Genomic DNA, 6,354 nt, shown 5'->3' on the forward strand with positions numbered 1-6,354 from the left:
CGATTCTCCCACGCGGACTGCCCCTGATCGGATGTGCGTCGGCGCCGAGTACGGCAGACTTGTCGGCATGAGTCCATCGTCGGCATCCCGCGAGCCCGAGGAGGTCGCGCTCCTCACCGGGCCCCGAGCGGCCTCCGTCTTGTCCGCGGCCCTCGCCCCCGCGGGCAGGCGATTGGACTCCTGGGAGGTCCATTCCGTCCACCACCGCCCCGGCGCGGGCGTGTCCGTGGGCTACACCGCCGTCGTCCTGTCCGCGGATGGGCGTCGCTCCACCGAGTACCTGTGCGCGACGACGGCGCGGCTGACCAACCCGCAGGCGCCGGGCCTGACCCGCGTGGCGCCCACCGGTGGGGATGGGCCGGCCGTCCACGTGTGGCGCCACCCCGGGGACCCCGAGCTCCCCGCCCTTCCCGTGGCCTGCACGCCCTCACTGCTCTCCCAGCGCCTGGGCTCCCCGGTCAAGGCGATGATGGTGGCCTACCGGCCCACCCGCCGCGCAGTGGTCAAGGTGACCTTCGCCGACTCCTCGACGGCCTACGCCAAGGTGCTGCGCCCCTCCCAGTCGAAGGCCTTCGCGCACCGGCACCGCCTCCTCACCGCGGCCGAGGTCCCCGCCCCCGAGGTGCTGCGGGACGATCCCGACGGGCTGGTGCTGCTCTCCACCGGCAAGGGGACGTCCCTGTCCGGGCTGCTCAGCCGCGGCATGGATACCGAGCAGGCCACCCGCGTCTTCTCCCACCTCACCGGCTTGCTCGACGCCCTTCCGCGGGCATCCCTGGACCTGCCGGTTCACCCGGCCTGGTCCGATCGCGCCCGCCACTACGCGCATGCCGCCGCCACGGTGCTGCCCGAGCACACCGCCCGGGCCCGGGCCATCGCCGACGGCGTCGCCCAGCTCATGGCCACCTCGGACCCGGGCCCGGTGGTGCCGGTCCACGGCGACTTCTACGAGGCCAACGTCCTCATGGACGGCGAGTCCGTCTCCTGCCTGCTCGATGTGGACTCCCTCGGGCCCGGGCGGCGCGTGGATGATCTTGCCTGCCTGCTCGGGCACGTCAGCGTGCTCGACCACCTCGCCCCCGCCTCCTACCCGCGCCTGCGCCCGGCGCTGGAGACCTGGACGCGCCTGGCGGAGAAGCAGGTGGATCCCGTGGCGCTGAGGGCGCGGGCCGCCGGCGTGGTGCTCTCCCTCGTGGCGGGCGCCCGGCGCGAGGACGGCGGCCCGTGGCGCGCTGACGCCGAGGGGCGCCTGGCCCGCGCTGAGACCTGGCTCGCGCAGGCCAGGGAGCTCCAGGCCCGCCGCGGTCCCCACTGATCTCGCCGAGACCGGTCGAAAACGTCATCGAGACCGGTTCACATTGCGCATGGGAGTGTGCGCTAATTCCAGCTCGGGCGCCTCCGCGGGGTGATCGGGCGGTGCTGGCGGTGCCCCGGTCCCCGCGCGCCGCGGTCCGGGATCGGGGGTCCCCACATCGTTCGATTCGCGAGTCGGCAGGAGAGCGTCCCTCGGCCCCATCGGCGCCCGGGAGCGCGCCATCCCCGCGAGGAGAACGGCTCTACGATCCGGATATGTCTCTGCCCCACGACGGCTCCCCTCCGTCCGCGGGCTCTCCCGAGCCCGATGATCCCAACGTCTCCTCGCCGATCCCGCCCCCGGGCGCGCAGGTCGTCCCCAGCGATGCCCTCACTGCCGTCACTGCGGGGACGCCCTCGATGGCCGCGATCCCCCCGCTGATCTCGACACCGTCGTGGATCCCGGTCAGCCCCTCCGACGGATTCCCCCGGTCGGCCCCCACCGGCTCCCCCTACGCCCCCTCAGGCTCCGACCCCTTCGGAGCACCGATCGGCCGGCCCATTGGGCCCGCCGCTCCGGTGGCGTCGGTGCCCGTTCCGGCGCCGGCCCGGCAAACCCCGCCCGCCCCTGCGAAGAGGGGGGAACGCGGTCGCACGCGCCTGCTCCTGGGCGCGCTCGTGCTCGCACTGGCCGTCGCGGGCGCCTTCGGCGGCATCCTCCTCGGCGAGCGCGTCGGCGGACACGGCCGCGCGTCCTCCATCACCGGCGCCTCCGGTGCGGGGGCGCCCTCCTCCACCGCGCCCCGTGGGGAGTCGAGCGGGGCCCCCTCGTCGGCGCAGGACCAGCGGGCGCCCCTGCCGGTCGCCCCTACCCAGACCGTCGGCCCGGCCATGGTCCCGGTGGACGCTCCCGCCGGCTCCCTGCCCTACGCCAGCATCTACTCGCCGTCGTTGAACATCAGTTGCGAGCTCACGGCCACCGAGGTCGGCTGTCACGTTTACGAGCGCGACTACCTCTCCGCCGGTCTCGTGGACTGCTCCTCGCTCACCTTCGCGATCTCCGCGGACTCCGCTGGGAGCCGGCTGCGCTGCGGCGAGCACTTCCTCAGCGAGGCCGGGATCCCGTCCCATGAGCTCGCGTACGGGCTGACAGCGGCCTACGGCGCCTCCGCCTGTCGCTCGGAGCAGTCGGGGATGACCTGCTGGAACCTGGCGACGGGCCACGGATTCACCGTCAGCCGGGCCTCCTACTCGCAGTTCTGAGCAGCGGCGAACCGCGCCCGGGAAGGAGGCCCCGGCGGGAGAGCCCTCAGGCGACCTCGGCCAGGAGCCTCTGGAGACGCCCCACGCCCTCGGTGATCGCGTCGTCGCTCGTGGCGTAGGACAGGCGCAGGAATCCGGACCGACCGAAGGCCTCGCCCGGCACCACCGCGACCTCGGCATGCTCGAGGGCCAGGGAGGCCAGCGTGGCCGAGGAGTCGATGACCGTCCCGCGCAGGGATCTCCCGATCAGCGCCTCGATGCTCGGGTAGGCGTAGAAGGCTCCTCGCGGCGTCGGGACGGCGAGCCCCTCGATGGCCGAGAGCATCTCCACCATGACCTTCCGGCGCCGGTCGAAGGCCTCGCGCATCCGTCCCACGGCGGACAGGTCGCCGCCGACGGCGGCCAGTGCGGCCCGCTGGGACACGTTGGCGACGTTGGAGGTCAGGTGCGACTGGAAGTTCGTGGCGGCCTTGATGACGTCGCTCGGGCCGATCATCCAGCCCACCCGCCAGCCGGTCATGGCGTAGGTCTTGGCGACGCCGTTGAGGACGATCGTGGTGTCCGCCAGCTCGGGGACGAGCGCCACAATGTGGGCGGGCTCGGCGCCGTCGTAGAGGAGGTGCTCGTAGATCTCGTCGGTGATGACCCAGATGCCGTGCTCGAGGGCCCACTGGCCGATGGCGGTCAGCTCGGCGGGCGTGTGGACCGCGCCGGTGGGGTTCGACGGCGAGCACAGGAGCAGCAGCTTCGTGCGCTCGGTGCGAGCGGCCTCGAGCTGCTCGACGGAGACCTTGTACTCCTGGTCCGCGCCGGCGAAGACCTCCACCGCGACGCCGCCCGCCAGGGCGATGGCCTCGGGGTAGGTGGTCCAGTAGGGGGCGGGCAGGAGAGCCTCATCACCGGGGTCGAGGATGGAGGCGAAGGCCTGGAAGACGGCCTGCTTGCCGCCGTTGGTGACGAGGATGTCGTCGGGGGAGACCTCGTAGCCGGAGTCGCGCAGGGTCTTGGCGGCGATGGCCTCGCGCAGCGCGGGCAGGCCCTTGGCGGGGGAGTACTTGTGGCAGGCGGGGTCCTTGGCGGCGGCGATCGCGGCCTCGACGATGTAGTCAGGGGTGGCGAAGTCGGGCTCGCCGGCACCGAAGCCGACGACGGGCCGGCCAGCGGCCTTGAGGGCCTTGGCCTTGGCGTCGACGGCGAGAGTGGCGGAGGGGGCGATGGCGGACAGGCGCGCGGAGACCCGGCGCGCGGGGGAGGTGCTCACTGTGCTCACGGCGCCCATGGTCCCACGGGCCGTGTTATCCGCCTGTCACGCGCAGGCCCCTCGCACCAGTGGTGGTCTCATGCCAGGGACATGAAGAGCTTCTCCAGGCGCGTGGCGTCCAGGGTCTCGCCGGAGGGATCCTCGGCGAGGCATGTGCGCATTCCGGAGGCGATGATGGCGAGCCCCGCGCGGTCCACGGCCTTGCTCACGGCCGCGACCTGCACGACGACCTCCTCGCAGTCACGGCCCTCCTCCATCATGCGGATGACGGCGTCGAGCTGCCCGCGAGCCCGCTTGAGGCGGGTCAGCGTGGGTCGCAGGTCCGTGGGGTCGAGCGCGGTGCCCATGGTCATTCCTCCTTCATCGGGGACGGGACGGCATGGTCCCGAGCGCCTTGCCCGCCCCCTGCTGACCAGGTGCGGTAGCCGCCGTCGAGATTGCGCGCCTCGCGCCCCTCCTGGAGGAGGATACGGGTTGCGACGTGGCCGCGCAGGCCCACCTCGCAACTCACCACCAGTGGCCGGTCGGGGAGATCTTCGAGGTGGTCGCGCAGGGTGTCGACCGGGATATTGAGTGCGCCGGGCACATGCCCCCGGGCGTATTCCTCCGGTCCGCGGACGTCGATGCAGGCCGCCCCTGCCGATAGTGCGGCGTCCAGTTCGTGCCACTGGATGGTGGGGGTGGTTCCCGATAGCGCGTTGTCCGCCACGAGTCCGAGCATGTTGACCGGATCCTTCGCGGCGCCGAACTGGGGCGCGTAGGCGAGCTCGAGATCCGCCAGCTCCGGGCCGCTCAGCCCGCCCCGCATGGCGGTCGCGACGATGTCGATGCGCTTGTCCACGCCGTCCGCGCCCACGCCCTGCGCGCCGAGGATCCTCCCGGTGCCGGCCTCCATGACGAGCTTGAGGCTCATGGGGCAGGCGCCGGGGTAGTAGGTCGCGTGGTCGGCGGGATGGATGTGGACGACGACGGGCTCCAGCCCCGCGGCCCGGGCGCGTCTCTCGCTCCAGCCGGTCATGGCGACCTGGAGGCCGAGGATGCCGACGATCGCGGTCCCGAGCACGGGGGCCGCTCGCCCGCCCCGTCCCATGATGGAGTCGGCGATGAGTCGCCCGTGGCGGTTGGCGGTCTGGGCCAGGGGGACGAGCGCGGGCCGCCCGTCGACGGCGTCGCGCTTGACGGTGGCGTCTCCGGCCGCCCAGATCGCGGGATCGGAGGTGCGCTGCTGGTCGTCGACGACGATCGCCCCGCGCTCATCGACGTCCAGCCCCGCCCGCTCGGCGAGGGCGGAGTCGGGGCGCACGCCCACAGCGGCGATGAGGAGATCGGCGGCCACCCGTGCGCCGTCGGTCAGGGTCGCGGTGGAGGGCCCGGCCTCGGCGACGCTGACCCCGGTGCGCACGGCGATGCCCTCGGCCTCGAGCCGCTGGCGCACGGGGCCCGACATCTCGGGGTCCAGGGGCGGCAGCACGTGGTCGGCGAGTTCGACGATGGTGACCGCCAGGCCCCTGCGGTGCAGGTTCTCGGCGACCTCCAGGCCGATGAAGCCCGCGCCGAGCACGAGGGCGCTGCGCGCGGGGGCGCCCTGGGGGCCGCCACTGGTGACGGCGCGCGCCAGGGCGTCGGCGTCGGCCACGTCCCGCAGCGTGAGGGCGCGCTCGAGGCCGGGGATGGGCGGGCGGACGGGCCGGGCGCCGGGGGCGAGGACGAGCGCGTCGTAGTTGAGGGACTCGGGGGCGGCGTGCGTGCCGTCGGCGCGGCGGATGGTGACGCGGCGCGCGGCGCGGTCGATGGACACGGCCTCGGTGGAGGTGAGGACCTCCAGGTTGAAGCGGGCCCGCAGGGATTCGGGCGTCTGGAGCAGGAGGGCGTCTCGCTCCTCGATGACCCCTCCCACGTAGTAGGGCAGCCCGCAATTGGCGAAGGAGACGTGCTCGCCGCGCTCGACGACGGTGATGCGGGCGCGCTCGTCGAGTCGGCGCAGTCGAGTGGCGGCGCTCATGCCCGCGGCGACGCCGCCGATGACGACGACGCGGCGAGGGGCGCCTGCGGGGACCTCCGTGCTCTTGCCCGTGCTCACGGTGCTCACGGCCTGCTCCTGCGGCCGAGGATGCGGGGCAGGAGGCCCGAGGCGCCGACCTGGGAGGAGCCCGCGCCGCCCGCGCCGCCGTCGCGGTCGCAGGTGCAGCGCTGGGAGGCGGGGACGCCCCGCATGACCCGGTCGACGTGCTGGCCGCATCCGGCCCAGGTGGTCTTGCCGCAGGCGCGGCAGGTGACGGCTCGGCACATAGTGCGCTCCTTCGGTGAGGGGCTCGACGCCGAGCAATATACCCCTGGGGGTATGTATCGTCCAGCCCACCCCGCTTCCTCCCGCCTCTTACGCCGAGACCGGTCGAAAACGTCATTGAAACCGGTCCACGGACCAGCGCTCCTATGTTGTGGGTGTCAAGGTGGTGGGGTGGTAGGTGGGGTTGTTCAGGGCTTGTTTGAGGGCGTGGTGGAGGTTTCGGGCGACGGCGCGTTTGAGGCGTCGGGTG

Annotated in this window: 6 protein-coding genes; 2 read left to right on the forward strand and 4 right to left on the reverse strand. The window is 73.2% G+C overall.

Annotated elements, in window-relative coordinates:
* Window positions 1-67 precede the first annotated feature (67 nt).
* Together B1H55_RS01180 and B1H55_RS12095 are read left to right on the forward strand one after the other, a co-directional pair.
* Window positions 68-1,315, forward strand: coding sequence for a phosphotransferase (locus B1H55_RS01180; RefSeq protein ID WP_073451596.1), 1,248 nt, complete (start codon window positions 68-70; stop codon window positions 1,313-1,315).
* A 254-nt stretch (window positions 1,316-1,569) separates the two neighbouring features.
* Window positions 1,570-2,556 (forward strand): hypothetical protein, encoded by a 987-nt coding sequence (locus B1H55_RS12095; protein ID WP_096519401.1) that lies wholly within the window; start codon window positions 1,570-1,572, stop codon window positions 2,554-2,556.
* A gap of 46 nt (window positions 2,557-2,602) precedes the next feature.
* Here the strand turns inward: B1H55_RS12095 and B1H55_RS01195 are convergent, their stop codons facing one another.
* Genes B1H55_RS01195 through B1H55_RS12745 form a run of 4 tightly spaced genes read right to left on the reverse strand, consistent with a single transcriptional unit; the run spans window position 2,603 to window position 6,106 of the window.
* Window positions 2,603-3,835 carry a pyridoxal phosphate-dependent aminotransferase gene (locus tag B1H55_RS01195; RefSeq protein ID WP_077240487.1) on the reverse strand — a complete coding sequence of 411 codons (1,233 nt, stop codon included), beginning with the start codon at window positions 3,833-3,835 and terminating at the stop codon, window positions 2,603-2,605.
* Between the two features lie 59 nt (window positions 3,836-3,894).
* Complete coding sequence (locus B1H55_RS01200) at window positions 3,895-4,170, reverse strand: metal-sensitive transcriptional regulator (protein ID WP_073451472.1); 276 nt, start codon at window positions 4,168-4,170, stop codon at window positions 3,895-3,897.
* Complete coding sequence (locus B1H55_RS01205) at window positions 4,167-5,906, reverse strand: FAD-dependent oxidoreductase (protein ID WP_073451471.1); 1,740 nt, start codon at window positions 5,904-5,906, stop codon at window positions 4,167-4,169. The genes B1H55_RS01200 and B1H55_RS01205 overlap by 4 nt, the downstream gene beginning before the upstream one ends.
* Window positions 5,903-6,106 (reverse strand): hypothetical protein, encoded by a 204-nt coding sequence (locus tag B1H55_RS12745; protein ID WP_073451470.1) that lies wholly within the window; start codon window positions 6,104-6,106, stop codon window positions 5,903-5,905. Before B1H55_RS12745 ends, B1H55_RS01205 begins: the two co-directional genes overlap by 4 nt.
* Between the last annotated feature and the right edge of the window lie 248 nt (window positions 6,107-6,354).

Origin of the sequence: Actinomyces denticolens (assembly GCF_002072185.1) — a bacterium.
Lineage (GTDB): Bacteria > Actinomycetota > Actinomycetes > Actinomycetales > Actinomycetaceae > Actinomyces > Actinomyces denticolens.